At 42.5% G+C, this 25,651-nt stretch carries 22 protein-coding genes; 12 read left to right on the top strand and 10 right to left on the bottom strand.

Annotated features, from left to right (window positions below; genetic code table 11):
• Positions 1–84 precede the first annotated feature (84 nt).
• From ACI3E5_RS14055 to ACI3E5_RS14040, 4 genes are all read left to right on the top strand, one after another.
• A complete protein-coding gene (locus tag ACI3E5_RS14055; RefSeq protein ID WP_015509419.1) occupies positions 85–597 on the top strand; it encodes a hypothetical protein in 513 nt (170 codons plus the stop codon).
• Positions 581–1,936: a PTS cellobiose transporter subunit IIC gene (gene celB / locus ACI3E5_RS14050; RefSeq protein ID WP_016610408.1), complete on the top strand. Its 1,356-nt coding sequence runs from the start codon at positions 581–583 to the stop codon at positions 1,934–1,936. Before ACI3E5_RS14055 ends, celB begins: the two co-directional genes overlap by 17 nt.
• 101 nt (positions 1,937–2,037) lie before the next feature.
• Positions 2,038–2,766 (top strand): GntR family transcriptional regulator, encoded by a 729-nt coding sequence (locus ACI3E5_RS14045; protein WP_201688839.1) that lies wholly within the window; start codon positions 2,038–2,040, stop codon positions 2,764–2,766.
• 157 nt (positions 2,767–2,923) lie between these two features.
• The gene (locus tag ACI3E5_RS14040) at positions 2,924–3,631 is read left to right on the top strand and encodes a demethylmenaquinone methyltransferase (protein ID WP_194192980.1); all 708 of its coding nucleotides are present in this window, start codon (positions 2,924–2,926) and stop codon (positions 3,629–3,631) included.
• A 105-nt stretch (positions 3,632–3,736) separates the two neighbouring features.
• Here ACI3E5_RS14040 and ACI3E5_RS14035 read toward each other — a convergent pair whose 3' ends face one another.
• The 5 genes from ACI3E5_RS14035 to ACI3E5_RS14015 all read right to left on the bottom strand — a co-directional run bounded on the left by ACI3E5_RS14035 (position 3,737) and on the right by ACI3E5_RS14015 (position 8,494).
• The gene (locus tag ACI3E5_RS14035) at positions 3,737–5,542 is read right to left on the bottom strand and encodes an ABC transporter permease (RefSeq protein WP_201688842.1); all 1,806 of its coding nucleotides are present in this window, start codon (positions 5,540–5,542) and stop codon (positions 3,737–3,739) included.
• Positions 5,543–5,555: 13 nt separating this feature from the next.
• Positions 5,556–6,308, bottom strand: coding sequence for an ABC transporter ATP-binding protein (locus ACI3E5_RS14030; RefSeq protein ID WP_005225671.1), 753 nt, complete (start codon positions 6,306–6,308; stop codon positions 5,556–5,558).
• Between the two features lie 7 nt (positions 6,309–6,315).
• Positions 6,316–6,678, bottom strand: coding sequence for a YxeA family protein (locus ACI3E5_RS14025; RefSeq protein WP_010747916.1), 363 nt, complete (start codon positions 6,676–6,678; stop codon positions 6,316–6,318).
• 167 nt (positions 6,679–6,845) lie between these two features.
• Complete coding sequence (locus ACI3E5_RS14020) at positions 6,846–7,196, bottom strand: hypothetical protein (protein ID WP_005225673.1); 351 nt, start codon at positions 7,194–7,196, stop codon at positions 6,846–6,848.
• Positions 7,193–8,494, bottom strand: a complete 1,302-nt coding sequence (locus ACI3E5_RS14015) for a DUF1576 domain-containing protein (RefSeq protein WP_081116754.1) — start codon at positions 8,492–8,494, stop codon at positions 7,193–7,195. Before ACI3E5_RS14015 ends, ACI3E5_RS14020 begins: the two co-directional genes overlap by 4 nt.
• Before the next feature lie 376 nt (positions 8,495–8,870).
• Here ACI3E5_RS14015 and ACI3E5_RS14010 point away from each other — a divergent pair, with 376 nt between their 5' ends.
• Complete coding sequence (locus ACI3E5_RS14010; RefSeq protein ID WP_142437062.1) at positions 8,871–10,664, top strand: oligopeptide ABC transporter substrate-binding protein; 1,794 nt, start codon at positions 8,871–8,873, stop codon at positions 10,662–10,664.
• On the opposite strand, the gene ACI3E5_RS14005 is transcribed toward ACI3E5_RS14010, so the two are convergent.
• Positions 10,661–10,843 carry a hypothetical protein gene (locus ACI3E5_RS14005; RefSeq protein ID WP_142437063.1) on the bottom strand — a complete coding sequence of 61 codons (183 nt, stop codon included), beginning with the start codon at positions 10,841–10,843 and terminating at the stop codon, positions 10,661–10,663. The genes ACI3E5_RS14010 and ACI3E5_RS14005 overlap by 4 nt on opposite strands.
• A 79-nt stretch (positions 10,844–10,922) precedes the next feature.
• The gene (locus ACI3E5_RS14000; RefSeq protein WP_142437064.1) at positions 10,923–11,786 is read right to left on the bottom strand and encodes a helix-turn-helix domain-containing protein; all 864 of its coding nucleotides are present in this window, start codon (positions 11,784–11,786) and stop codon (positions 10,923–10,925) included.
• Positions 11,787–12,848: 1,062 nt separating this feature from the next.
• Between ACI3E5_RS14000 and ACI3E5_RS13995 the strand changes: the two genes are divergently transcribed.
• The 3 genes from ACI3E5_RS13995 (at position 12,849) to ACI3E5_RS13985 (ending at position 17,324) form a co-directional block, all read left to right on the top strand.
• A complete protein-coding gene (locus tag ACI3E5_RS13995) occupies positions 12,849–13,691 on the top strand; it encodes a PRD domain-containing protein (protein ID WP_005225677.1) in 843 nt (280 codons plus the stop codon).
• Positions 13,692–13,861: 170 nt separating this feature from the next.
• Complete coding sequence (locus ACI3E5_RS13990; protein WP_010747921.1) at positions 13,862–15,763, top strand: beta-glucoside-specific PTS transporter subunit IIABC; 1,902 nt, start codon at positions 13,862–13,864, stop codon at positions 15,761–15,763.
• Between the two features lie 91 nt (positions 15,764–15,854).
• The gene (locus ACI3E5_RS13985) at positions 15,855–17,324 is read left to right on the top strand and encodes a glycoside hydrolase family 1 protein (RefSeq protein WP_015509445.1); all 1,470 of its coding nucleotides are present in this window, start codon (positions 15,855–15,857) and stop codon (positions 17,322–17,324) included.
• Between the two features lie 51 nt (positions 17,325–17,375).
• On the opposite strand, the gene ACI3E5_RS13980 is transcribed toward ACI3E5_RS13985, so the two are convergent.
• Positions 17,376–17,561: a hypothetical protein gene (locus tag ACI3E5_RS13980; RefSeq protein ID WP_201688846.1), complete on the bottom strand. Its 186-nt coding sequence runs from the start codon at positions 17,559–17,561 to the stop codon at positions 17,376–17,378.
• Between the two features lie 360 nt (positions 17,562–17,921).
• Complete coding sequence (locus ACI3E5_RS13975) at positions 17,922–18,179, bottom strand: hypothetical protein (protein WP_142437065.1); 258 nt, start codon at positions 18,177–18,179, stop codon at positions 17,922–17,924.
• 572 nt (positions 18,180–18,751) lie between these two features.
• Here ACI3E5_RS13975 and ACI3E5_RS13970 point away from each other — a divergent pair.
• Positions 18,752–19,639, top strand: coding sequence for an SDR family oxidoreductase (locus tag ACI3E5_RS13970; protein ID WP_201688884.1), 888 nt, complete (start codon positions 18,752–18,754; stop codon positions 19,637–19,639).
• Between the two features lie 82 nt (positions 19,640–19,721).
• On the opposite strand, the gene ACI3E5_RS13965 is transcribed toward ACI3E5_RS13970, so the two are convergent.
• Complete coding sequence (locus ACI3E5_RS13965) at positions 19,722–21,227, bottom strand: helix-turn-helix domain-containing protein (protein WP_270274002.1); 1,506 nt, start codon at positions 21,225–21,227, stop codon at positions 19,722–19,724.
• Between the two features lie 92 nt (positions 21,228–21,319).
• Here ACI3E5_RS13965 and ACI3E5_RS13960 point away from each other — a divergent pair, with 92 nt between their 5' ends.
• Genes ACI3E5_RS13960 through ACI3E5_RS13950 form a run of 3 tightly spaced genes read left to right on the top strand, consistent with a single transcriptional unit; the run spans position 21,320 to position 25,235 of the window.
• Positions 21,320–21,988 carry a WxL domain-containing protein gene (locus ACI3E5_RS13960; protein WP_311904217.1) on the top strand — a complete coding sequence of 223 codons (669 nt, stop codon included), beginning with the start codon at positions 21,320–21,322 and terminating at the stop codon, positions 21,986–21,988.
• A 16-nt stretch (positions 21,989–22,004) separates the two neighbouring features.
• Positions 22,005–23,054 carry a WxLIP family cell surface protein gene (locus tag ACI3E5_RS13955; protein WP_498821936.1) on the top strand — a complete coding sequence of 350 codons (1,050 nt, stop codon included), beginning with the start codon at positions 22,005–22,007 and terminating at the stop codon, positions 23,052–23,054.
• 18 nt (positions 23,055–23,072) lie between these two features.
• The gene (locus ACI3E5_RS13950) at positions 23,073–25,235 is read left to right on the top strand and encodes an L-type lectin-domain containing protein (RefSeq protein ID WP_270274003.1); all 2,163 of its coding nucleotides are present in this window, start codon (positions 23,073–23,075) and stop codon (positions 25,233–25,235) included.
• The last annotated feature ends 416 nt before the right edge of the window (positions 25,236–25,651 follow it).

The following is a 25,651-nucleotide window of genomic DNA, read 5'->3' as shown; positions in this document are numbered from 1 at the left end:
ATTAAAATAACGATGGTTCATAGGGTTATCCAATCAAAACCGGAAGGTTAAAACCCTAACTCTAATATACAAGGAGGAGGACTTGTGACCAAAAGGAAACCGGTAACCCAAGCAGCCAAGAAAGAATATGCAAACAAAAGTATGCGGTTTAATCGTTTTTTACTTTTTCGTTATATGACTGCGATCTTTTTCTTTGTCAATCTTTATTGGACCCTATTGAGTCTGTCTCAATGGACATGGGCGGGTTTGATTCCCATTGCCTTATTGATCGTTGATGGACTTATACTTATTGAACAAACTCAAAAATATTGGCAGCAATCGAATCGTTTACTGGTGACAAAGATCGGTTATTGGCTCCAATTCGGCGTTAATCTGATTGCAATTTTTGGTATTTTGATTGGGCAGCAAGCAACGTTGATTCCTTTTATGAATCAATCGGGTAGAGGGATCTTACTTGCCTTGTTTTCTGTCGGCATGATGGCGTGTTTGTTCATCCAGCGTAAAGCGTGGTTGATCGAGCATGACCGCGACAAATATTTCACGTATTTGACTACATTTGAAACTCAAGGGGGAACAGTCAATGGATTCAGAAAATAACAAAATGTTTGCCTTCTTGGACCGCTACTTAATGGGTCCAATGGGGAAAATCTCACAATTACGGATCGTTCGTGGGGTCATGGCAGCCGGGATGGCGTCGATTCCTTTCACTATTGTAGGATCTATGTTCTTGATCATCAGCGTTTTGCCACAAAGTTTTCCAGTATTAGAGGGCATTTGGAGTACATCATTTGATAAAGTAGTTAATCTCTATATGCTGGGTAATACTGCAACAATGGGAATTTTAGCACTATATTTTTGTATTGTTTTTGGATATGAGTATACCAAGATTCAAGCACAAGAAGAAAAACTTGTTTTAAGCCCAGTCAATGGAGCATTACTTTCTATGATGGCGTTCTTTATGTGCTTACCGCAACTAGTGTTTGAAGGCGGAGTAGCCACGCTAGTTGAAGTGATTTCTGACGATCAAAAAATCATTAATGGTTGGGAAATCGGTGGAGGCGTTACTCGTTTAGGAACAACTGGGATCTTTACAGCGATCATCATGGCGATCATTGCCGTAAAAATCTACGCGTTTTGTGTGAAGCGCAATATTGTCATCAAAATGCCTGATACAGTACCTACAGGTGTTTCTTCCTCATTTACTGCTTTGATTCCTACAGCCCTAATTGCACTCACTGTGATCGTTATCAATGGTGCATTAGTCGCAATGGGCACAGATATTTTCAAAGTCATTGCGATTCCTTTTAGTTTCGTGACGCAATTAACTAGTACTTGGATCGGACTACTTGTTATCTACTTCTTCATGCATGCACTATGGATTGTCGGTATTCATGGGGCAACGATCGTGACCTCATTCTTGACGCCCATCGTGTTGTCAAATATGGTGGAAAACCAAAATGGTGCCAACATTGCCTTTGCGGGTGAGTTTAACAATAGTTTCGTTACGATCGGTGGTTCAGGAGCGACGTTAGGAATGGTGATTTTCATCGCCTTCTTTGCAAAATCAGCGCAGTTAAGTGCTTTAGGAAAAGCAGCGATCGTGCCATCCTTCTTCAATATCAATGAACCGATTTTGTTCGGGATGCCAGTGGTATACAACCCGTACACAGCGATCCCATTCTTCTTAGCACCGATGGTTTCAATGTCCGTTGCTTATTTTGGCATCAACTTAGGCTTTGTTAACCCACCGATTGCCCAAGTAGCGTGGCCAACCCCAATTGGCTTATCCGGCTTTATTGGTTCAGGTGGTGACTGGCGTGCCTTTGTCTTAGCAATCATCTGTGCAGTCGTTGCTTTCTTGATTTGGTTCCCATTCATCAAAATGTATGATGGCAAACTATACAAGGACGAACAAGCAAACGCAACGAAGGCATAATCAATCCGTATTTTTGATAAGCCGGCTATGAAAAATAGCTGGCTTTTTTTACGCCAAAGATGATAATAGTAGTAGAGAATCCGAAGGAAAGGAGTAGGCAAATGACGAAACTCAGTATTGAAGACTTAGCAGCGGAATTGATCAGAAAGATTGAAGCCGGTGACATTGGAAATGAGCAGGGGAAGATGCCTAGTGAACGAGAGCTTTTGGCGATTTATCCAGTTTCTCGTTATACGTTACGTCAAGCCCTCAATAAATTGAGCAAGATGGGCTGGATCTATCAGATGCAAGGGCGAGGCTCTTACATTCGCTTTCAAAGCAATCAAAAAACCACTATTGAACAAGGAGATCTTGGCTTCAATGAAGATTTGACAAGGGGGGAGAAAAATATTCGAACAGTCAAAGCTTCAAAACGACTGGTCAAGGCAGCGGATGCGTTGTTTCTCCCTAGTCATAAACAATTCGCGAAAGATCAACACTTTATCGAAGTCCAGCGATTTCGCACGCTAGATGACAAACCGTATTTGATTGAACGTTCCTATTATATTCCAGAAATCGTAGGGGAGATCTCCAAAACGATGATGGATGGGTCGATGTTCCAAGCTTTGGCAGAAGAAAAACAGCTGACGGTTGCCTTCATCGACAAGTTTATCCAGAGCAAACCGTTAACGAAGGAACAAGCTGCCTTCTTTCATTTAGAAGAAGGTATGCCCGCACTGATCGTACGAGACGACAGCTATCTGAGAAATGGCGAACTATTAGCCTTTTCGATGATTCATTATGATTATCGGATGGCAACCCTGTATATGCACAAAAAGATAATACTTTAAGTTATTAACAATGTAAATCGACTAAAAACGATGCAAGCATGGTCTTTGTTCCCCTCGTTTTTCGTGCTAGACTAAAATCATCAGCAACCTATAGCAACTGACACCTAAGGGTTGAGAATTTAGCGTCTAAAACGAGGAAAAGAAAGGACGTGCCGCAATGGCAACAACAGCCAAAGAAACCAAAGTACATGATGTATTTGAATCGATCGCTTCCCGTTATGATCGAATGAACGGTATTATCTCTTTTCAGCTGCACAAACGGTGGCGCAAGGACACCATGAAACGAATGGCAGTACCAATGGGTGCTGAGATATTAGATTTATGCTGCGGGACCGGGGATTGGGCGTTTGCGTTGAATGAAGCGGTCGGTCCGACGGGGCAAGTGACCGGCGTTGATTTTAGCGAAGAAATGTTAACGGTTGCCAAAGAAAAGGCACAGAAAAAGCAACAAACGCAGATCCAGTGGCAGACGGGCAATGCGATGGCATTAAGCTTTCCAGACGAGCACTTTGATTATGTGACGATCGGGTTCGGGTTGAGAAATGTCGCAGATCGCCAACAAGTCTTGGCGGAGATCCATCGGGTGTTGCGCCCAGGCGGGAAAATCGTTTGTCTCGAAACATCACAGCCCACACTGATCGGCTGGCGGCAGCTGTTTACTTTTTATTTTCACCATGTCATGCCGTTATTTGGCAAACTGTTCGCCAAAAGCTATCAAGAATATTCCTGGCTGCAGGAGTCGGCACGGGATTTTCCTGACAAAGAGGCATTGAAACGTGAGTTTCAGGCAGCTGGCTTTGATGTGTTGCAAGTCAAAAGCTATGCAGGAGGTGCGGCGGCGATGCATCTAGGGTTCAAACCCTAAGATTGCCTTCCCTTTGTCCGAGAAAAAACAAGAAAAATGAAAGAGACCATCATGCCCTTCATGGCTTGATGGTCTCTTTGCGTTGAGCAATTCAGAGAGTGATTGTTATTTTTTCTTTGGGTTTAAAACAATGTTGGTGTATAACCAGATGGTCACCACGTAATAAATGGCGTAGAGGGCGATAAAGATGCCAAAAGGTAGCCATAGGTCATGGTACGGATCGATCATCAAGGTGGTGAACATTTTTAGACCGAACAAGACATGGATCATTCCTAAGATGCCAGGAACTAGGAAGAGCACGCCAATCTCTTTACGGATCGAGCTTTTCAGTAAACGCGTGCGGGTACCGATTTTTTTCAGCATCGTGTAACGTTGAATGTCGCTGTTTGCCCCTGAAAGAATTTTGAACATCAGGCAGCTAGCTAACATCGTCAAGAAGGCGATACCCAGGAAGAAGCCCATAAATTCAAAACCAGAGAAAATCCCGTTATAGCTGTCGTAAGCGAAGACCCGTTGGGAAAAATTCATATCGGCGGTTTCTGAAGAATTTGCGTCTTGATTTGCTTGCGCCAAATCACGCAGCCCATCGTAGCTTGCTTGGAAGTCTTTGACTTGTACCATTCGCAAGCTGGTTTCCGATGCATTGACCGCACCAAAAGCGGTTTGATCGACGACTTGGATCTCCTTACCTCGTTGTTCTGGTAAGAGGTAGCTACGCAATTGGTCTTGGGCGGTCACATCAGAAGCTAATTGATCGCCAGTCAGCTTGTTGTAAGTGACATCGACACTCAACTGATCCATACTGGAGCTGAGCAAGTTGTTTTCGTTGAATTGTTCCTTCACGTAATAAATGGTGTCATCCGTTTCTTTCATGCTGTAGGTCACATCAAGGGTCGGGTTTAACGCATTGACTTTTTCGTCAGAGGCGTTTTGGGCATTGTTCAAATACAAGTCATAAGGGGCAACAGTTTTTGCCAAGATAGGGATCTCGTTTTTAAAGCCAAGACCAACCGTCAAGGCACCTAATGCTAGAGCAAAAAGCATCGCCACCATCGAAAGCATCTGGGTATACTCACGAATCCGAAAGCTTAATTGCGACAAGGTGAAATTGTTTAACTTTTTCAATGCGATCGTATCGTTCTTCTTTAATAGGGATAAAAGAGCGATGATCACCGAACGAAAGACTAGGTATGTGCCAAGAACAATCGTGACAAGGGCGATGCCGATCCCGATCAATTGGAAGGTCATCAAATCGCTCATCATATAATAGCCGATGGCTAAGGAACAAAGACCTAAAATGGTTTGCAAGAAGAGCAAGAATGGCCGTTGTTTGACTTGTGCCGGCGTGCTTGTTTCTCGTAATAATGCTAAAATCGATTTTTTGGCAATTGCCCGTGCATTGAAGATGGCAGCAATCAAAAAGAGAATCGAGAAGAAGACGACGGTTACGATCAATGCCTCTGGACTAAATGCTGCATAATGGGTGATCTGCAAGTTTAATTGATTGACTAGCAAAGTATTGACACCACTAGCTAAGCCGATCCCTAAGATAGAGCCGACGGCGGTGGCAACGATACCTACCATAAAGGTTTCGATAAAAATCATTTGGGCGATCTTTCGTCCTTTGGCTCCTAACATCATAAACATGGCATAGTCTTTTTGCCGCATCGCCATCAAGAAAGAATTGGCGTATAAGATGTAGGCAAAGGTGATGATCCCTAATAAGACCGAACCAAAACGAAAGATAAAGACCACCATACTGATGATCGAGTTGCTTTTTAAAAAGGCTTCATTACTTGCCATTGATTCGAACATATAAAAGATGGCTGAAGCCATGACTAAACCAGAAAAGAGGACGATATAATCCTTCAACCGAGCTTTGATCCCGGTAAGTGATAGTTTCCAAAGCATGTGTTCTTCCTCCTTATTGTTCCAAGTTTCCTAGAATGACAAGGATCTGGCGGTAAAATGCTTCGCGGCTTTGATCCTCACGTTTGACTTCTTGATGGATCTTTCCGTCCTTGATAAACAAAATACGTTGGCAATAGCTGGCAGAAAGGGGATCATGAGTGACCAATAAAATCGATACTTGGTCATTGGTATTCAAGTCGTCCATCATATTCAATAAGTCTTTAGCACTTTTTGAATCCAAGGCACCTGTCGGTTCATCCGCAAAAAGGATCGTTGGTTCCGTGATCAAGGCTCGAGCGGCTGCCACCCGTTGCTTTTGTCCACCAGAGATCGCTGCTGGATATTTGTCGAGAATATGTGTGATGGACAAGCGTTCTGCGACTCGTTTGATCCGTTGTTGGATGATCTTTGGTTTGACTCCTTGTAAAGACAACGGCACAGCGATGTTTTCTGAAGCCGTTAAGTTTTCTAACAGATTGAAGTCTTGGAAAATAAAGCCGATTTCACGGCTGCGGAAATCTGCCAAGGCATCGCCTTTTAGTTTGGTGATGTCGCTATTGTTGATGCGAATGGCACCTTTTGTCGGATGATCCAATGTTGAAAGAATGTTTAGTAGGGTGGATTTTCCTGAACCAGAAGCCCCCATGATCCCAATGAATTCGCCTTTTTCAATATCAAAGCTGATACCTTTTAAGGCTTCGGTTTGTTTTTCGTTGGCTTTTCCGTATACTTTGGTCAGTTCATTTGCTTGAATAATTTTTTCCATCGTTGCGTTACGCTCCTTTTAATTGGGTTAATGCTTTGGCTGGGATGTCTTTTTCTTTGACCTCTTCATAGCCAGTTACCCCTTTTTTTTCGTTCCAAGTAAGCTTTAAATAGGCTTCTTTGCGCAATGGTCGTTCTTGGAAACCGTTGAAATCAAGGGTTTTGCTTTTGCCGTTCTCATCATACCCTGGCAATTCGTAGTGGTATTGAGTATAGACATTCCCATTGTCATCCTTAGAAGTCGTCTTTTCACCATCTGTAGTGATTTGGACGTAGTAGCTGTCGCCGCCCATGATGACGGTTTGTGCGACTTGCAATGCGCCGAACCCTATGAGGAGGAGCGCTGCAAGTCCAATCAGAAGTTTTTTCATCTATCGGTCACCTCGTTTTTTATTATGATGAAAGTATAACGCTGGTTTTCTGAAAAGTAGTGTGAAAAATCTATCAATAAACTTTCATTTTTGTCACGACAAACGAAAAAAAAATGTTTCTGAATTGTGGAATCCACATATCAGAAACGTTTCCTGCTGGTTACTCTTCAATTGTATTTTTTGCGAAATAGTTCAACGATTAGTTGGCCCTCGTCATACATAATGGCGGCTTCGTCGATCATTAATCCTAATAGATAGTAATCTTTTTCTTCATGGATCGTTTGATGACCGCCTAACAGCTCCACATAATAATTTTCTAACGTGCTATCTCTTGGTGTGTTGAGCATGTCGATAAAATGTTCTAAATCAGAGGGCTGCTCTGGAAATTGACCTTGCACAACTGCTTTAAACCCCTCTGCTTCAAAGGCCATCTCACTTATTATCTTTTGACAGTCATGAGACAAAAAGTAGGTGACCACTTCATCGACGATTCGCCGTGCCCGTTCTTTTTCAATCATTTTCTTCTCCGCCTTCTGATTTGCTGGTATTCATCTAACAATGGTACCATTGCTGCCGCGACAAATCCACTGGAAAAGCCATTATTGTATAAGTTCAATCCTCCATGTAAATAGGTGATATTTGTGACCAAGGCTGCATGGACCACCCCAGCGATTACGCCAGCAACTGGACCATAATACCCACTGATGGGGGCTAGACTGGTGCCGAAGATCGCTGTCAGCAATAAACTGAAGGTCGAGACATCAGAGGTCAAACCGACCTTGGTTGCTAAAACCACCCCAATCATGACAGGCAAACTATTTCTCCAGTGATTCCCGAATGCACTGAAGCCAATTACGGTCAGTATTGCGCCTAAAAGGGGACCAGATAGTTCGCCTTGTAAGAAGAAGACAAAGAACAGCATCAACATCCCCATCATCGCCATGTTCATCATCGTGACCCCAAGGGAAAAAATCGTGACATAGTCCGTCATTAGTTTCCCTGACGTTTGAAAAAGCTCAGGCAAGCCTTTGAGGGATCGCTGATTTAGAAGATAACCGATAAGAAACATAGCAAGACAAAGAATGAGCAAGAACCCAGTCAGATAATAGTGATACTCCGTCGTCAACTGTTTGTTTGAATAGACTTCCAAGTCGAACAGGCGTAAAAAACTCGTGAAAAACATAGTGATGATGCCAGCAGCAAACCCGATATTATACAAAGAAAAACCTTGGTGGAATTGTAAAAATTGAGCTGCTAGAGGAGGGAGCGCCAAACCGATTAATAGACCGATGCCATAACCAAAAGCGATCCCGACGGGTAAAGGCAACCCTAAACCGAATGCTAAGTAACTGATCACCGGCGAGGCGGCACTGCCAAATAAGGCAACCAGTGAATATTGTGTTGCGGGGCGTTGCTGTATGTAAGAGTATAAATAGACACCAAGTGGAATGGGAATCGAGTTAAAGATGTTTTTTCCAAAAAAAGAAAAGCCAGATATGGTAAAAAAAGCAGCGATCATTGGTCCACTAATAATCGTTCCTTGCTTTTTCGCAAGGAGGATACTGATCAATGTCAATAAGCCACTGTTTAAAAAGGCGCTTCCAAGATTGCCGATCGCAAAATAATCAGAAATCAAATTGCTTGGGGCATTTAAGATTGCCAGCGAGCCTTGCCACAAAGCTTGAGGAGGGGAAGCAACCAAGCCAATGAGGATCAAGACGATGCTATACGCCAAAAGCAAGCGCTGGGTTAAGAGCTGTGAGATAGGTGCAAAGGGTTTCGATTTTGTTTGTAAGAAAACTCGTTTATCTGCCATAGTTTCATTGAACGCTCCTTTTTTTCATAGTATCACACCTTTTAGCGACAAAAAAGTATTTTTTGACAGTTTTAAGTAGCGGGAGAAGAAGAGAAATGAGAACCAAAAAAGGGAGAAAAAGAAAAATTTAAGAAAATGCGAATAAAAATAACGGCGATGTATCAAGGAGAATCGCCCTTTTTTCAATAATTTCATCAATCGGTGAAATTATTGACAGAAAGAATTTTACGAAAATTGTTATAATTTAGTTAATCTCGTTCAGATTTTCTAATAAAAAAGCCATTTTAAGATAAAAAAACTGTTTGCTTGGTTTTTTTATTCGAAGATCGAGTGGTCACTGAATCACGAGGAAGGGATTTAAATAAGGAGGAAGAGTATGAAGAAAACGAAGTTTGGCATGATTACTTTATTGGCAGCGCTTGTTTTAGGGGCTTGCGGACAAAGTAACGGAGGTGGAACAGGTTCGACAGATACACAAGAATCATCAACTGAGGCAGCTGGATTTGATATCAATGATTTGCAGCTTGCAGTTGAAAATAACGATGAAGTGATCGATGGGGGCGTCTTAGATGTTGCGGTAGTAACAGATACGCAATTCCAAGGGTTGTTTCAATGGGAGTTTTATCGGGATGCTTATGACCGTGACTTCATGTTGCCAAGCCATGAATATTTGTTCCTACAAGATGAAGATTTTCGAGTTGTAAATGGTGGACCAGCTGATTTAGAATTAGATGTCGATAATAACAAAGCAACGATCACTTTGCGTGAGGATTTGAAATGGTCTGACGGGGTTGATGTAACGGCTGAAGACGTAATCTTCTCTTATGAAGTCATCGGACATCAAGACTATGACGGCGTTCGTTACAACAATGATTTTACGAATATCGTTGGGATGGAAGAATACCACAGCGGCGATGCCGATACGATCTCAGGGATCACAGCAGTCAGCGACAAAGTCGTTGAAATCGAGTTTAAAGAAATGCATCCAGGTATGCAGCAATCCGGTGGAGCGATCTGGCATTCTGCACTAGCGAAACATGCCTTTGAAGGCATTGAAGTAGCAGATATGCCTTCAAGTGATCCCGTTCGAACCAATCCAATCGGTTTTGGCCCATACAAAATGAGTAATATCGTACCAGGTGAAACGGTGGAATATGTACCGAATGAATATTACTATGGCGATACACCGACCTTAGAAAAAATCGTGATGCGTAACGTCCCTTCTGCTTCAATCAATGAAGCATTAAATGCGAAGCAATACGATTTAGTCTTAAAAATGCCAACAGATACCTTTGATACGTATCAAAACATGGATGGCTACCAAATGTTAGGTCGTCCAGAACAATCTTACACGTATCTTGGCTTTAGTTTAGGTTCATGGAATGATGAAACAAATAGTGTTGATTTTGATCCAAATGCAAAAATGGCGAACAAAGCATTACGTCAAGCAATGGGCTACGCCATCGACAATGATGCGATCGGTGAGCGTTTCTACCACGGCTTGCGTTCAAATGCTTCGACATTGATCCCACCTGTTTATGGTACGTTGCACAATAGTGATGCCGAAGGATACCATTTAGATATGGATAAAGCAAATCAACTTCTAGATGACGCTGGCTTCATCGATGTGGATGGCGATGGCTTCCGGGAAGATCCAGATGGCAATAAATTGACCATCAACTTTGCGTCAATGTCTGGTGGGGAAGTTGCCCAACCATTGGCGGACTACTATGTTCAACAATGGCAAGAGATCGGTTTAGATGTTCAATATTCAACAGGTCGTTTGATCGATTTCCAAGCCTTCTACGACAAGCTGAAAAACGATGATCCAGATATCGATGTCTTCCAAGCTGCTTGGTCTACTGGTTCAGATCCATCACCAACCAGCTTATGGGGACCAAATTCAGCATTTAACTACACTCGTTTTGAGTCAGATGAAAATACTGAATTGTTAGCTGCGATCGATTCAATCGATTCCTTTGATGAAGCAACACGGAAGGCTGCTTTTGATGCATGGCAAGAATATGCGATTGAAGAAGCTTTTGCGATCCCAACGTTGTATCGGAATCAAATCTTACCGATCTCTGATCGTGTCGCAAACTTTACCTGGGCATTTGACGCCGATCATAACCCATGGGCAACCATCGGTGTGACTTCAGAATCTCGTTAATCGGTTAGTAAATTACACAAATGAATCGGCAGCAGCATGCTCGTTGCTTTTGCCAAACAAAACCAGTTAGGTCTAAAACCTAACTGGTTTTTTTCTTGGTCCATGCAGACGGAAGAAGCAAGTCGCATGTTGACCCCTTCATTTTGAGCGGCTGTTTCGTGGGCGGGTTGGAATGACATTGACGAAAAAGCTGAGCTCCGTTGACAGATCAGCTTTTTTTGATAGATAACATTACATAAATGCCCATTTAATAAGCGGCTAAATCGCCCGATTGGTAACAGCAGCAAGCAACTGTTGGAGATCGTCTTTATGGTTCTGGTAACCCGCTTGTTCAATAACGACTAAGGTGTTTTTAAGAATCTCTTTGTTCAACTGAGCGGATTGTAAATACGAGTAAATTTCCTGATACAGCACTTGATGGATTTTTAAATAAAAATAGAGGGGTGTATTGGGTAGTGGTTCAGACAAGAGCAGAAACTTGTTAAGCAGATAGGCATCTTTATTTTCGCTGGCAAAGGCACAGCCGTTTAGGATCACGACACTTAACAGATTTGCATAAAATGGATCATTGGCGTAGCGAAGGATTTTTTTGATCCCGTGATCTAAGTAATAACTGATTGTTTCTTGGTCAAAAATAAATAACAAATTTGAGAATAAATTTAACTCAAAGCGCCCCCAGGTTTCGATATCAAACAAGTATTGCTTTACCAGTTCCACTTCTTGGGTGTAAGCTCCTTGATTCATCAGAAATGCTTCACGGTTGAGCAGCAGCAATCCTTGGACATACAAAGAATAATAGAAAAAATTTTGTGTCTCAAAGTAGCGTTTTTCTAGGTTAGCCAAGTAATCGAGAGTCAGTGTTCGCTCATAGTATCGGGTATAGAAATCTTGCACCAGCTGACGTTTCTGATCCGTGACTTCGCTGTCGATCAACAGACTGAACTCATGAACTGTAATATTCATTTTGTCTAAGTAGTCAAATAGGGTTTGTGATGAGAGGTTTGTTTTACGATTTTCGAATGAAGAAAGGGTGGTGCGTGAGGAAATACCTTCGGCAAGCTTGGCTTGCGAGATTTTGCGATCTGTGCGCAGTTTTTTGATTAAAGAGCCTTGCTGTTTCATGGGGGACCTCCTTAATTGTGACGCATTTCTGAACAATGTGATTTTAATAACATGTTATCAAATATAATAAGGTATAGCAAATAATAAAGGAGGTAGTTTTTCATGGAATTTGAACCATTCGGCCCTTGGGAAATCAACCCATTTAAAAACTAGTACTGCCTTTTCTGCGAAACCTTATCGTTGACCTTTCAATGATAAGTCTTGTGACTGTTTCCTTTATGATAGGAACAGCATTTTCCTCGCTCTCTGCGGTTTTTATCGCAGGATCGAGCAACATCTTGAAGAATCGAAAGGTTATTTGATTGCTTCCCCCTCTCAAAGACACCTTTTCGTTTGTGGAAGTCATGAAGCGCATGAATCGCTAAAAGCGGTCAGTCACATTGAATGTCTGTCATGCACCAGACCTTCCCCAATTTTCTGATTCTTTGTGATTGATCGTCTTTCAAGCATCATACTTCCAGCTATGACCGTAATGTACGAAGATTACGGTTTTTTGTGTTGTGTGCTGTTGGATAAAAAATGCCCAAGCTGTTACAGAGAATTTATACAGAAAAACCCCTCACTATCATTAAGAAAACTACGAGCAAATCAGAGTGAAACGAAGCCGAAAACGAAAAAAGAAAAACGTTTGCAAAAAAAGTGTTGACATTTTTTCTCAGAATGAGTACTATTATCTCAACGGAACATGAGAGTGTTCTCATTACTGGATTCGTTACTGTTCGGCAGGCAAGACCAGAGGAAAAAAGTGCGTTGATTACCCAAAGTTTCTTGGGTTGTACACTTTTTTGCTTTGGTCTTCTTTTTTTGCTCCATTATTTCTAATAGCTAAAAAAAGAACCGGTTCCAAGGTAAGGTCCAGTCATTGATCAGCAAAGGAGGGGAGAAGTAAAACGCAATGAACTGCCAGCTAGGTTTGACGATAGCCTGCAACACTTTCTAGAGCAGTCAATCACCTCGTCACTTAACGGCACGTCAGAGAAAGAAAAAAATACAAGACCTTCTGCATAGACGTCAAAGGATGCAACGTTTTTTACGGGCTATGCTGATCAAGGAGGATCGTTCGTGAAGATTATCAAGAGGATCAACAACAATGTTGTACTTTCAAAAGAAGATGAAGTTGAAGTGATCCTAATGGGAAAAGGGATCGGCTTTCAAACGAAACCGGGTGACCCGATTCCAGCTGAGCGAATCGAAAAAAAATACTATCCAGAAGATGATTTGACAGTGGAACATATGTCGAAAGTCATGACGAAGGCTGACGAAAAACAAATGGCCGTCATTTATGAAATCGTGCGTCTTTTTCGGGATAGTGTTGGAACCGATTTCAATCCAAATGTTTATTTCACACTGATGGATCATATCTTGTTTGCCATCAGTCGTCAAAAGCAAGAAATTGTTTTGACCAATCCCATGCATTGGGAAATCAAGAAAATTTATGCCAAGGAATATGCGGTCAGTGTCCAAGCGGTCGAGTTGATCCGCAAAGAGCTGTATCCCGATTTTTCACAAGAAGAAGCTGCGTTTATCACTTTGCATTTCGTCAATGCGCAAATTGAAAAAAGCGCCAATCAAAGTGCTTATGAGCACACCGAGTTGACGAACAATATTTTACGGATCGTTAAGTACAGCATGAACATCGAGTTTGATGAGAATTCTTCCTACTTCCAACGGTTCGTGACCCACATTCGCTATTATTTAATTCGACAAAGTCAAGAAAAAGAAGAGCCAGTATTGGCAAATCCAATGATTGCCTTGGCCTTCAGCAGCTATCCAAAAGAAAAAGAAACCGCAGATTCGATCAAAGAATACTTATTTGAACAAAAGGGCTGGCATGTCAACGATATGGAATTGATGTATTTGATTCTGCATATCGGTAACTTAGCCGCTCACTCAAAATTAACCTAAGAATGGAAATGGATTCGTTACAGTTCGGCTGGCAAGACCTGCACTTTCTTACAATACTCGATGAGGAAACCTGTCACTCTTTTTTTAGGGGATCTCTCATGCTTGTTTATTGTAGAAATGGCTGGTCTTTTTATTTTTATTAAATGACCAATAAAAAAGGAGCAATCAAAATGGCAAAATATACTGAATTAGCGCAAGACATTTTGGCCCACGTTGGTGGCAAAGAAAATGTCTCATCTGTAAAACACTGTGTGACTCGCTTACGATTCCACTTAAAAGACGAAAGCAAAGCGGACACTGATTATTTGCAAAAACGTGACGGTGTCGTGACCGTCGTCAAAGCAGGCGGACAATACCAAGTCGTTATCGGCAATCATGTGCCAGATGTTTATGATGAAGTGTTGAAAGTCGGCGGATTAGCCGATGGTGGCAGTCTTGATATCGATGAAGGCGACGGGCAAAAAGGCAGCTTGTTTGACCGCTTTATCGATGTTATCTCAAGCCTGTTCCAACCGTTCTTAGGTCCATTAGCGGCAGCCGGTATCTTAAAAGGGATCACGGCGTTGCTGGCAGCAACTGGGATGGAAGCGACCAATGGTATCTATGTAGTAATGAATACTCTAGGCGATGGTTTGTTCCAATACTTACCAATGATCTTAGCCGTCACTGCAGCGAAGAAATTCAAGATGAACACCTATACAGCATTAGCGATCGCAGGTGCGATGGTCTATCCTGGCTTAGCAGAAAGTGTGGCTGAAGCGAGCAAAGTCTTCGGTCTAACCTTGACCTTGCCAGCAGGCGGCTACTTCAACAGCGTATTGCCAATTATTTTAGCGATTTTTGTCGCTTCAAAAATTGAGCAGTTTATGCGCAAAGTCACACCTGACGTAGTCAAAATGTTTGTGGTTCCGTTTGTAACGATTTTGATCACTGTGCCGTTGACCTTCTTTGTAGTAGGTCCAGTCGCAAATACAGCCTCTAGCTGGATCGGTGTTGCTTTCCAAGCAGTGTATGATTTCAGCCCAATTATTTACGGCTTTGCTTTAGGGGCATTATGGCAAGTATTAGTTATGTTTGGTCTTCACTGGGGTCTTGTGCCATTGGCGATCATGGATATGGCGCAAAACGGCTCTTCGATTATTTTGACCGCAGCAGTGCTACCATGTTTCACGCAAACGGGTGTGTTAGCAGCGATTTGGTTGAAAACGAAAGAACCAAAAGTCAAACAAGGCGCAATGCCAGCATTGATCTCATCGATCTTCGGTGTGACTGAACCTGCGATCTACGGGTACACGTTGCCAATGAAAACACCATTTATCGTTTCTTGTTTAGTTTCAGGTTTCGTCGGTATCTACTTGTCAATCTTTAACGTCACTGGTTATGCAATGGGTGGTATGGGGATCTTCTTGTATCCTGCATATATCGATCCAGCAACAGGCAGCTTCCATAGTGTGATCCACTTGGCGATTGGTACAGTGATTGCGATCGTAGCGTCATTTATCATCATGATGTTGTTGAAAGTACCAACATTGTATACAACTGTTGATTCACCAGTCGACGGTCAAGCAACACCAGCAGCGCCAGCGCCAGAAGCAAAAACCGTTTCTGCCAGCGTCAAAGACGAAACAGTCAAAAGCCCAGTAACCGGTCAAGTGGTTGCTTTAGCAGATGTGGAAGACAAAGTCTTTTCTTCAGGTGCTATGGGAAAAGGGATCGCAGTTGAACCAGCGATCGGTGAAATCACTGCGCCAGCAGATGCAGAAGTCAAAATCTTGTTTCCAACAAAACATGCCATCGGTTTAGTGACAGAAGATGGAACAGAACTATTGATCCACATCGGCATGAATACGGTAGAACTTGAAGGCAATCACTTTACTGCCTACATCAACCAAGGAGACAAAGTCAAAGCTGGTCAAAAATTGATTTCTTTTGATACAGAAGCGATTCGTGCGGAAGGCTATTCCTTGCTGACACCAGTCATCGTCACGAACTCTAACGACTACAGTGACATCCAAACGACACAGTCAAAAGAAGTAACAGCGCAGGACGATTTGATCGAAGTCGTAAAATAAATGCGTTTAACGGCACGTCGCTGGATCAGTAAGAATGCTTTCTTGCTGATCTGCTGTGTCGATCATTAAAGAAAAAGAAAGTAGGCTAATCATGACAGAAAAACAATTTCCAAAAGGCTTTTTATGGGGCGGCGCCACTGCAGCCAACCAATTTGAAGGAGCATGGAACGAAGGCGGACGTGGTCCAGCGACATCTGATACAGCGATCGCTGTCAAACCAGAAGACCGCAAAAACATGGCAGAATTTGCTGCACCAATGACACGGGAAAAAGTTTTGTTTGCCTTAAATGACAAAGAAGGCTTGTATCCAAAACGTTGGGGGTCAGACTTCTACCATCGCTACAAAGAAGATATCGCCTTGTATGCAGAGATGGGCTTCAAAACCTTCCGTCTGTCCATCGCTTGGTCAAGAATTTTTCCAAATGGTGACGATGCTCAGCCAAATGAAGAGGGCTTGCAATTTTATGACAATGTGTTTGATGAGTGTGCGAAATACGGGATCGAACCCTTAGTGACCCTCTCTCACTACGAAACACCTATCGGGATCGCGTTGAACTATGGCGGCTGGAAAAATCGCCAAGTGATCGATTTGTTCGTCAAATACGCAGAAACTGTGTTGACCCGCTACAAAGACAAAGTCAAATACTGGTTGACCTTCAATGAAATCAATATCATGGGGATCTCTGGCTATGTTGGTGGTGCCTTGTTATCCGAAGACGGCACACAAAACCTTTCTGACATGTATCAAGCCGTGCATCATCAATTTGTGGCTTCTAGTTTAGCAACAAAATTTGCCCACGAAATCAATCCTGACATCAAAGTAGGGATGATGTTGGCACGAATGCAAGCTTACCCAGCTACACCAAATCCAGCAGATGTGATGGAAGAAATCAAGCGTGACCACGAGAATCTCTTCTTCTCTGATGTCCAAGTTCGTGGGAAGTATCCCGCATATACGAAGCGCTTCTTTAAAGAAAACGGCATCGAAGTGACCTTCGAAGACGGCGATTTAGACATTCTTGCGCAATACCCTGTCGACTTCATGTCCTTTTCTTACTACATGAGTTCTATTGCTCGCCACAATCCTGAAGAAGGCGGCGAAGCAACTGCTGGCAACTTTTCTTTAGGCGAATCAAACCCTTACTTGGAAGCCTCTGACTGGGGGTGGCAAATCGATCCAATCGGCTTGCGTGTGACTTTGAATAACTTGTACGACCGCTACCAAGTACCGTTGTTTATCGTTGAAAACGGCTTAGGTGCCTTGGATACGGTGGAAGAGGATGGTTCGATCCATGACAGCTATCGCATCGATTATTTGAAGGCGCATATCGAACAAATGTATGAAGCGATCGAAGATGGTGTGGAATTGATGGGCTATACGCCTTGGGGTTGTACCGACTTAGTATCGGCTTCCACGTCAGAAATGTCGAAACGCTACGGCTTTGTCTATGTAGACGCGGATGATGAAGGAAACGGCAGCTTTGACCGTTCCCGCAAAGATAGTTTCTACTGGTACAAAGAAGTCATTGCCACCAATGGCGGTAGTTTGTTACAGGATTAAAAACTAAACCAAAGCGGCTCTCTTTTGTGAGAGCCGCTTTTTTTGCTGTGTTTAGAGAACAAAGAAGAAAAAGGGAATCAGCAGCTGCCATGCCAGATAAATCAAAGAAACAGTCAACGCCCATTTTTTCATTTTGGGCTTAGGCACAACGGCTTCGGGCATCAAATACACAAGGGAAAAAACCGTGAGAAAAAATAGCAGGGTCAGTGGTTGGACGACAAAGGTCAGCCAGTTCATAGGAAACGCTCCTTTCAAGAGGTTTGATGATTCTTTGTTATGATGTGGTAATTTACAATTTTATTATATATTTAATTATTTAGGAAGGCAATGTGTTCTAGGGGATCGCAAGTGTCACAACGAAAGGAATCAGAGAGAAAGGCTTGGCACGCAGTGATCGGCGAAAAGTGTTTTTTTATCAAAGCAGACTGAATAAGAATGAGTGAGGATGAATAATAAAAAAATCCCCTCGAAAGGGGATCATGAGACGCAATCCTGACGAAGGGGATGAAAGGAGCTGTTTCTTAGGTATAGCTCGTCTTTGTTCGTAGTCAAAAGGCATTAAGAGGGTGTTTTGGCGCGAGTCAGGCGCAACTGCAGTCAACGTTTTCTACTACGCAAATAAAAAATATACCCAAGCAGACTAGCAGAAATCAAGAAACCCATAAAATAAACGGTTAGTTTCATATCTGTCATGACATAGGAGTATTCTAAGATTTTACAAACAAAGATGATCAAAGAAACAGTGATCGTTAAAGAAACCCATGTGAAACGCGGCAGTCGTTTCGTTAGGAAGACCAAACCTAACGAAAAAAAGATGACTGGTACCCAAAAGATCAAACGAGCAAGTTGGATCATTTTATCTCTCCTCATTCTTTCTTATTTGAGTAAAAGGATAACGTAAATATTCATTTTTTTAAAATAATATCCATTGGTTGTGAAAAAAATAGTTAATAATCAGAAGGGTATGTGAAGACCCGCTAATGTTTTTAGTGCCGCGAATAAACAGCATTTTTTTTAGAAAACGAGCATGCTTTTTATTACTTTAGAAAGTTTCAGCACATATTACAGACACCAAACACTGGATGATCGACAGCCACCACAGTCATCCCGATGTTTTTCTACAGACCGCAAAGGAGATGGAGGCCTTTCGTCGGGCACTCCTCGAACTGCTAGAAAAATAGCAAAATCAACCACTGCACACAGAAACTTCACTACGATTTCCCAGCAGAATGATGAGATGCCTGGGGGCGTTCTCACTACTGAGTCATGAAGCATTTTCGTTTTACTAAGCATCTGTTTTCTTACGGATGCTTTTTTTCTGGTGAGCGTTTCGTTTCTCATTCCCTCCATCTTCCTTTACACTTTTAAGTAAGGTCATAACAAACGATGACAAATAAGAAGTAGAAATAATCAAGGAGGAAACGAGCATGTCAGAAAAAATCAACAATCCGTTAACGAAGTATTATGATGGCAAATTTGAAAAACAGGTGCAAGAAGCACCGGCGATTCAAGGAAAGATGCAGCCAGTACCTGATTGCGGGGAAGACAGCTACTCAGGTTCAGACAAATTAGCTGGACGCAAAGCATTAGTGACCGGTGGTGATTCTGGTATTGGTCGAGCAGCAGCGATCGCTTTTGCCAAAGAAGGCGCCGATGTTGCAATCAACTATCTTCCTTTTGAAGAAGAAGACGCGCAAGAAGTCAAAGCAGTCATTGAAAAAGCTGGACGCAAAGCCGTCTTGATCCCAGGAGACTTGAAAGATGAAACCTTCGCTCGTCAATTGGTTCATGAAGCAGCCAAAGAATTAGGCGGGTTAGATACGTTGGTTCTAAATGCTGGGATGCAACAAGCAGTGAAGGACATCAAAGAGTTGACTACGCAACAAATTCAAGACACCTTTACAACGAATATCATCTCGATGTATTGGACAGTCCAAGAAGCATTGGATTACTTACCAGCTGGTGGAAGCATCATCACGACCACTTCGATCCAAAGTGCGGAACCAAGCGCCCATCTTTTAGACTATGCAGCCACGAAAGGTGCCATTACTTCCTTTAGTAAAGGGCTAGCTGCGCAATTAAGTGAAAAAGGCATTCGGGTCAATACCGTTGCGCCTGGTCCAATCTGGACGCCACTTCAAATTTCTGGTGGACAACCACAATCTGCGATCCCAGAATTTGGTCAAAAAGAATTGATGAAACGTGCTGGACAACCAGTCGAATTAGCACCAGTCTACGTTTTCCTAGCCTCTGATGAAGCAAGCTATGTAACTGGTCAAGTGTACAGTGTAACGGGTGGTAGCTTCTTCGCTTAACAATCCCTGGATAAATTTGTAGGAAAAAAGCTCGAGCAAAGATGCTCGGGCTTTTTTTTGGGATGAAAATGGAATCGGCAGCTTACTTTCCTTGTTTGGCAAACATCTTGGACATCATCAGTTGATTGATCTTTGCAAAAACGGCTGCCCACTCTTGTTCGGCTTGCAGGTTAGACAGTAAGACTAATTTTTCGGAAAAAATCACTTCTTCATAACTATCGGTGATCAATAGATCGGCTGCTTCCATCTGGTTAATAAAAGTCACTGATGCTTTGGAATAAATCGAATGGATCCTTGTCTCGATCATTTGCTTCGTGCGGTATTGGATCGTCGTTTGAATATAGACCGACACGGTCGGGGGCGTATTCATCTGTGTTTCCAAATACAAGAGATGCGCAAGATAAGGCAACTGTGTCTGTTCAAAATACTCTTTATCCAAGTCAGCAAATGGATACCTTTCAACATGGGTCAGTAAAAGCTTGCAGATTGCTTCATAGGTTTTGTCTTTCGAAGGAGTGTTTTCGGTCAACAGTTGGTGTTCGAGCTGCCACACTTCCAGAAGATCGATGCCGATAATGATCGATAGATTGAAGACCAGCAGACAGCTGCTTAATAGTTTTTCAAATTCGGCGACTTCTTGACTTGGAGCAAAAGTATCGTGCCAGTCTTTGATCATTGCAGTGAAAAAGCGCACAAGATCGGTATCAGAATGTTTGATCTCTTGGATGATCGCTTGATTTTTCGCTTGGGGAATCACTCCTGGCAAAAACACATGCAAAAAGAAATTTAAGTAAAGATATTCTGACTGAAGCGTCTTTTCTGAGGCATAATCGGCACTCAAAAAAAGCGATTCGAGGATTTCCTCTGGTAAAAAACAATAAAAATTCATCAATCCCATGTATTTTTCAGGGATCACTGGCAAATATTTTTTCTGGATCGTTCGGCTGACCACTGCTTGCCAAAATGCAGCGAGTTTATTTTTCGTCAACGGATCAAAGTGAGAAACAGCAAAGAACGCTGTAAATTCTTCGACATTTTTATGGGAAACACTCGGCAATAGCCACAAATCAGCAGGCGCACTTTGGGTCAAGAAACTGTAGGTGAAAATACGGATATCAAGCTCTTTTCCAGCAAGAACGATGCGGTTATTCAGGTCTGTTCGAATTTGGATTTGAAATTTTTCCAATAGTTGGTTGATTTTCTTGATCAACCGATACATATGCGATTGGCTGACATGCAAATCCAAACATAATTGCGTCAAGGTCATTTGCGGGCGCCCAATCAAGTAGTGGATTAAGGTATATTGTGTGGAGTTGAGCAAATAATGATACATCAATTTTGCATAGAAAGGTTCATCATCCTCTGCTCGATCAACAAAATACTGATTGTAATGATTTTTTGATAGAAGCAGGTGAGGGGAGAGCAACTGCAAATCTTCATTTAAAAAATAAATATATTTTTGCAGGCTTTTTTGCGGGATATTCAAAACTTCTGATAGTTGGACCAATGTTACTCCGTTGGAATTGCAGACAACTTTGAAAATCTCTAATTTCTTTTCTTCTGCGGGAGAAATGAATTCTCGATACATAAGGGATTCTCCTTTTTGGCGTTATTTTTACGCTAAATCTGTGAACCGTATGATAACCATGATGGATTATACTTATGATAGATGAGAATAGAATGAAAAAACACCAATTAAATTATTATTTTTTAAGGCTGTTTTTTTCGATTACCCTCGGTTTCTCATTAAAAAAAGTGAAGGAAGAGATGAAAATGAACAAAAAGGCAGTAATGTTAAGTTTGGTCGGAATGGGTTTAGGAATGGCGCCAACTGCGGCAGCTGCAGCAGAAGCGAATCCAACGGCTTCAATGACGAGTCAAGCAACTCTAACCATCGAACAAGGAATCTTGTCACTGGATCAGGTGAGCAATTTTAACTTCGGTACAAGCAGTATCCAAGAGATCGCTACCGATGAACAAGTGATTCAAACAACGTCAAATGAAGTGACATCGATCACGGATTACCGTGGACCGAATCAAGCTGGCTGGCAGTTGACAGCGCAATTATCGAAAATGACGAATGCTAGCGATAACGAGCTGGTAAATGCCAAAGTCACTTTAAATGGTACAACGGCTTCAGGCGATGCAACGCTAGTATCGGGCACCGAATTGATGGTAGGGGCAACAGACCCAACGCTGATTGCTTCTGCTAATGGCACAACTGGCTTAGCAACCAATGACTTTAACTTTTCCAATGCTTCATTAACCGTACCAAAACAAAATGTGAACAGCGGCACTTATAGTGGAACGATCACTTGGACCTTATCAAACACCTATCAAGCAGAATAGCAAGGAAAGGGCGACAATGAAAAAACAAATCAAGTGCTTCGTACTCATTAGTTTCTTTATCAGTTTGTGTTGCTTTACGAAAGTCACCGGTCATGCACAGACCACACGGTTCACTGTAACCCCTGAACTTCCCCAAAATCAAGTCAGTGACGTCAGTTATTTCGACTTACTGGTAAATCATGAGACCGAACAGAATTTGACCGTTGCCCTTCATAATACAAGTTCAGACCCGTTGACCATTAAAGCAACAGCACTAAATAGTTATACGGCCTCTACCGGGATCATTGCGTACCAAGCAGAACAGACCGCCGAAGAGAATCAAGGAATCTCTTTTAGTGAATTGATTGAAAATCCAAGGCAGACGATCAAGCTTGATCCTGGAGAAAGCTATCAGGTTTATTTTACCCTTTCATTGAAAGGAACAGATTTTGCAGGAGAAATACTTGGTGTGTTTGCCTTTGAAGAAGAACCATCAGAGACAACTGAAAGCCAGCAAACAAATCTGCAAGCCAACTACAAAATTCAGCAAGGGGTCCGCTTGCGTCAGAATGTGGCAACCTTGCCTGATCCCCAATTGTCTTTGATCAATTCTGAGGCGGTGGAAAGAAATGGTTCTGCTGCTCTCAAAAGCAGTATCCGCAATAGTCAGCCCACAGCATTTGGCAAAATATCTGTGAAAACGATCATACGTGAGCAAGACAGCAGCAACAAAGTTGGTGGTTTTTCTGCAGAGAATTTTCAAATAGCTCCAAATTCGGTTTTGGAGCTGTTTAGTGCCTTTGATCAGAACATTCTCGAACCGGGGGCCTATCTGTTACGGATCGAGTTGAATGCGCCTAAAGGAACGTGGGTGTTTGAGGATTCGGTGGTGGTTGATCGCAAGCAAGCCCACCTTGTCAACCGTCAGACAACGTTAGGTGCAGCGTATCTTCAAAAACAGTACTGGTTCTATGCTTTAGGGATACTACTCTTCCTGCTTGTCTTGCTTCTTTTGTTCTTTTTGTACAAGCGATGCAAAAAAGCAGAAGCAGATAATGCACCGGTAATGCAAGAAGAATCAGAATAAAGAAAGCAGGGAAGAGCGATGAAAAAGTTTGGCATTAAACGATGGTTCTATGTACTTCTTTTTAGTTTCTTTCTGCTGGGCTGGCGGCAAGAGACAATCTATGCTGTGGTATCTGTTCCGGATTTTCCTACGTTGGCGATTGACGACTCTTTGATCACTCCTGTGGGGCAAGCGGGTTCGCCACAAGGAGAGTCAGGATTCAATTATGTTCAGATCAATGATGGAACTACCACTTACTCTAGTGGTGGAGTATGGTTTAATAATCCAGTTTCTTTTACTCGATCTTTTCGTTTAGAAATGGCTTTTTATATTGATAATACAGCAACGGACAGTGATGGATTAGCTTTTGTGATGCAAAGTAACGGATTAAATGCGCTGGCTAGCCAAGCAGGTCCAACCATTGGAGTTTGGGCGGATATAGGTGGGACTGATCCGCTAAGTTCAGGGGCTATTCCGCAAAGTTTTGCGATTGAATTTGACACGTATCATAACAATGTTACTACTGCCCTTGGAGGGAGTATGTTGGATCGCGATGTTCCTTCCGGCCATCATATCGCTTGGAATTTTCCAGGTTCAAATGACGCATATACCACCGATGGTTGGCTGATTATTGACAAAGTCTTAAACCATCGAGATACGGTATCCGTACCAGATATTTCCGATGGTCAGTGGCATATTTTTACAGTAGCCTTTGATCAGCCAACGCAAATGTTACGTTACACCGTACCAGATTTCGGTGTTGATGTGACGGTTCCTGTTGATGACACCTTCAAATCGAATTTGAATCTCACCAATAGTGCACCGGTCTATTTTGGTTTTACAGGTGCAAACGGGGGCTATGTTCAAGAAAAAGCTGTGGCCTTTGTCGATGTTGAAGGACTAGTAGAACTTGATATGCGAACCGGTGTTTTTGAAAAAGACCCAGTCAAACTATTGTTGGATACTGGTACGACACTTGCCCAGCCAGCCACTGTCGACAATAGCAAAACCATTACTTATGCGACCTATCTCTCCTATAAAAGCACCAGTGATCTAGCTGACTTGGAATCGGGAATCTTGCTCTCATCGCTTTTTCCAGAAGGACTATCATTAGTTCCCGAGGCGGTTTATTTTGGGAAAGCCAGTGAAATCATGGTTAATGGCATGCCTGAAGGCGGAACTGCCTTGCCCTTTGCCATTGAAAATGGACAATTGGTTGTGACACTGCCCGACATGGTCAAAGGGAATGAATACATCGTTCACTTTTCCGTCAATTACACAGAAGCTCCGCTCGATCAGAATTTAGATGTAGCCATCCCTGTCCAAACTGTTTTTAATGGAAATGCTTTTGTTTCCAGTATGACATCAGGTGATCCAGAAACTCATTATTATCAAATGACCGGATCCTTTCCACCGACTCTTTCAACAGGTTCGGCGTCATTGGCAGAAGCAAAAGCAGACCTGCAGATCGTGCGGCAAAAGCGCAATTCCTACATACCGATCACGATTGATGACCAAAATTCGACCCAAGCCAAAATATATGTCACGGATTTCTTTACGGAGGATAAGACAATCACCGAAACGGATTTCTCTGAAGCTGCGTTGGTTGAACGGGGAACATTGTCGGAGCCATTGTCGGATACATTGGCACTAGACACCTCAGATCTAGAACCGGGCACAACCTATTATCTTGCGTCTTATGTGATCGATACAGAAGGCAATCGATCGGAGACACGTTATTATGGCATTGACTTTCGAGGGATCGTGGTATTTGAGCGTGCGCCTGCTTCAATCACAGCGGCAGTGACCTTGAATGAACTCGCACGATCCATCAGAGACGATGGCTTTGCTTATTTAACGATTTCTTTTGATCAAGAAGCCCTTTTGTCTGTCAGCAATACCAGCGAAGGGACCTGGCAGTTAAGCGGCCAGATGACTGATTTTATGCAAAATCAGCAACAATTAGCGGAGGAAATCCAATTGGTCCTCTATGATCCGGTGACCAATCAGCTGGTGGCTTCTGTCACTTCTGAAGAACAAGTGATTTTCCAACAGCAGCCAACAGGAGCAACGGACTTAACTCTGGATCTTCAGGAATATGATTGCTACTTTCGCTTTGTTCCCAAATTGGATTTAATAGAACCTGGTACCTATTCAGGTACGGTCAATTGGCAGTTGGAGAGTACGATTGTAGACAAATAAAAAACGCCATTACGGCGTTTTTTTTATTAAAGTTCTCAATCGATCACTGCTAACTTTGTCGACTTTTCGCAATTTTTAAAACTAATGATAGGCCTGCTAAAGCAAAACTGCCGTATTTAACGAATTTTTCCAAGGAATCTAAAGTTTGCTGTTTTTTGCGTTTGCAGTCCGGACAGCTTTTTTCATTGCCAGTTAACTTCTTGCCGCATTTACAATGGTTCTTCATCTTTGCTCCACTCCTCGTCTCGTTTATTTTGATGACTTTTTCTACTTTAATTATACATGTTGCTGAAGGTTCTGTCTGAGATTATGCTGTCTCCGTTTTTTGTGAAGGGCAATAAGGGCTGCTGGTTGTTTGTTTCAAATCGATCGCGCTAAAGGATGCGATCCTTGGCGGCTGATTTTTCGTATAGAAG

The sequence above is a fragment of the Candidatus Enterococcus avicola genome (assembly GCF_047470845.1).
In the GTDB taxonomy this organism is placed as follows: Bacteria; Bacillota; Bacilli; order Lactobacillales; family Enterococcaceae; genus Enterococcus_D; species Enterococcus_D casseliflavus.
This window is presented reverse-complemented; position numbering and strand designations above follow the sequence as displayed.

Bases quoted from the DNA above. Each gene is read 5' to 3' on its own strand.
- celB (WP_016610408.1), top strand. From the start codon at position 581: ATGGATTCAGAAAATAACAAAATGTTTGCCTTCTTGGACCGCTACTTA.
- ACI3E5_RS14045 (WP_201688839.1), top strand. From the start codon at position 2,038: ATGACGAAACTCAGTATTGAAGACTTAGCAGCGGAATTGATCAGAAAG.
- ACI3E5_RS14040 (WP_194192980.1), top strand. From the start codon at position 2,924: ATGGCAACAACAGCCAAAGAAACCAAAGTACATGATGTATTTGAATCG.
- ACI3E5_RS14035 (WP_201688842.1), bottom strand. From the start codon at position 5,542: ATGCTTTGGAAACTATCACTTACCGGGATCAAAGCTCGGTTGAAGGAT.
- ACI3E5_RS14030 (WP_005225671.1), bottom strand. From the start codon at position 6,308: ATGGAAAAAATTATTCAAGCAAATGAACTGACCAAAGTATACGGAAAA.
- ACI3E5_RS14025 (WP_010747916.1), bottom strand. From the start codon at position 6,678: ATGAAAAAACTTCTGATTGGACTTGCAGCGCTCCTCCTCATAGGGTTC.
- ACI3E5_RS14020 (WP_005225673.1), bottom strand. From the start codon at position 7,196: ATGATTGAAAAAGAACGGGCACGGCGAATCGTCGATGAAGTGGTCACC.
- ACI3E5_RS14015 (WP_081116754.1), bottom strand. From the start codon at position 8,494: ATGGCAGATAAACGAGTTTTCTTACAAACAAAATCGAAACCCTTTGCA.
- ACI3E5_RS14010 (WP_142437062.1), top strand. From the start codon at position 8,871: ATGAAGAAAACGAAGTTTGGCATGATTACTTTATTGGCAGCGCTTGTT.
- ACI3E5_RS14005 (WP_142437063.1), bottom strand. From the start codon at position 10,843: ATGTCATTCCAACCCGCCCACGAAACAGCCGCTCAAAATGAAGGGGTC.
- ACI3E5_RS14000 (WP_142437064.1), bottom strand. From the start codon at position 11,786: ATGAAACAGCAAGGCTCTTTAATCAAAAAACTGCGCACAGATCGCAAA.
- ACI3E5_RS13990 (WP_010747921.1), top strand. From the start codon at position 13,862: ATGGCAAAATATACTGAATTAGCGCAAGACATTTTGGCCCACGTTGGT.
- ACI3E5_RS13985 (WP_015509445.1), top strand. From the start codon at position 15,855: ATGACAGAAAAACAATTTCCAAAAGGCTTTTTATGGGGCGGCGCCACT.
- ACI3E5_RS13980 (WP_201688846.1), bottom strand. From the start codon at position 17,561: ATGAACTGGCTGACCTTTGTCGTCCAACCACTGACCCTGCTATTTTTT.
- ACI3E5_RS13975 (WP_142437065.1), bottom strand. From the start codon at position 18,179: ATGATCCAACTTGCTCGTTTGATCTTTTGGGTACCAGTCATCTTTTTT.
- ACI3E5_RS13970 (WP_201688884.1), top strand. From the start codon at position 18,752: ATGTCAGAAAAAATCAACAATCCGTTAACGAAGTATTATGATGGCAAA.
- ACI3E5_RS13965 (WP_270274002.1), bottom strand. From the start codon at position 21,227: ATGTATCGAGAATTCATTTCTCCCGCAGAAGAAAAGAAATTAGAGATT.
- ACI3E5_RS13960 (WP_311904217.1), top strand. From the start codon at position 21,320: ATGAAAAAACACCAATTAAATTATTATTTTTTAAGGCTGTTTTTTTCG.
- ACI3E5_RS13955 (WP_498821936.1), top strand. From the start codon at position 22,005: ATGAAAAAACAAATCAAGTGCTTCGTACTCATTAGTTTCTTTATCAGT.
- ACI3E5_RS13950 (WP_270274003.1), top strand. From the start codon at position 23,073: ATGAAAAAGTTTGGCATTAAACGATGGTTCTATGTACTTCTTTTTAGT.